This is a genomic window from Parabacteroides distasonis (assembly GCF_004793765.1).
GTDB lineage: Bacteria > Bacteroidota > Bacteroidia > Bacteroidales > Tannerellaceae > Parabacteroides > Parabacteroides distasonis_A.
In genome coordinates this window covers 1-1,405 of the sequence record NZ_SRYM01000121.1, presented here as the reverse complement: position 1 = coordinate 1,405, position 1,405 = coordinate 1, and the positions used below count along the sequence as shown (strand labels likewise).

At 46.2% G+C, this 1,405-nt stretch carries 1 protein-coding gene and 1 pseudogene; both read right to left on the bottom strand.

Annotated elements, in window-relative coordinates; translation table 11 throughout:
• Positions 1-121 precede the first annotated feature (121 nt).
• Entirely contained in the window at positions 122-421 is a 300-nt protein-coding gene (locus E5342_RS18970) for an ISAon1 family transposase N-terminal region protein (protein ID WP_135960077.1), read from the bottom strand.
• A gap of 238 nt (positions 422-659) precedes the next feature.
• Positions 660-1,405 (bottom strand): annotated as a pseudogene (locus E5342_RS18965) (transposase); the annotation flags it as partial.

Here is a 1,405-nt window from a genome sequence, read left to right as displayed (position 1 = left end):
TAGCTGATCCCACTGTCTGTACGCGCTGATAAACTCCTTGTGCTGTGAAGTTAACAGTTTCCCCTTTACCCCATAAGCATCCGCTATGGGGCTTATGCTGGTGGCGGCGGTGGTTTCAATCTTATTCTTTTAAAAAAGCAACGAACTCGGGAGTGAGTTTCGTCCCCTCGGCCGCAAGACCATCGTAGGTATAGGAAAAAGTTTCCCCGGTAGCTTTGTCATACCGGCGACGACGTCTTACGTGGGGATAAACAGGTTTACCGCGCAGAGGAAAGCCCTGAATCACTTTCCCATCAGCAAAACCATGTGAGATCACAGTTCCACTCTTGTAACCTGAACGTTCCATGTAGTGTTTTTCATCAAGCCAGACTTCGATTTTGACAGAGTCGTCATGCCAGCCGGAGATCTCGAAATACTCCATTAAAACCTCGGGGAAGACGACTCGCAGTAACTTATGCGGGTTGCGATTGGAAGGCATTGGGCAGATAATTTTAATTTGAACGCAAAGATAGTTCTCTTGCGCGTATTAACATGACATATCCACAGGGTTTTCGGACTGACCCCTATTTTTTCAGTAATTAGGTAATAAGGCTTAATATTTCTCGTATGTTGAGTCACACGTGGTCTGATAAAGATAAATATAGTGTGTGCACTCCTTCTCTTTCCTGCTTTTAGTAGTTTTGTACACATCTTTTTGATATTAAAAGCTATAGCAAAGAAGGCAAAGTCCATTGTAACCTTGTCTTCTCCCACATGCCGGAACCTTTTGTATGCCATGTTGTGTTTCATTTGTCCAAAAACCGCTTCCGGTTCTATACATCGCCTTCCCCTATGCCTGACGCCTTCTTCAGAGAGCAACCTTTCCCGTGCCTGCCGTTTGTATTGGTTTAATCGGTGGTTGACTTCTATAATACGGTTCCCCCGGGCTTTAAAGCAACTGCCACGTAAAGGACACCCTTCACATCTTTGTGCTTTATACCGGGCACTTTCGGCGATGTATCCGCCAGCTGTTTTGTCACGCCTGGTTCCTATACGGTTCATGTGCTGCCCCATAGGACAAACGTAATAATCCTCTTTCGCATTGTAATGGAGACTCTCTGCATGGAACGGATTGGGGGTATAACGGGGACGCTGTTCTTTATGGAAGTAGTTGTACTTGACAAAAGCTTTTATCCCATTATCTAGCATGAACCGGTAATTTTCTTCCGAGCCGTAACCGGAGTCTGCCACACCGACAGTTGGTAAGCGGTTATAGCGTTGGTCAAAGGAGCGGAAGAAAGGTATGAGGGTCAGTGTATCGGTTGGGTTGGGAAACAGTCGGAGGTCTATGAGGAATTGGTTCCGGGTACCTATTTGCAGATTATATCCGGGCTTGGTCTGCCCGTTTCTCATGGCGTCTTCTTTC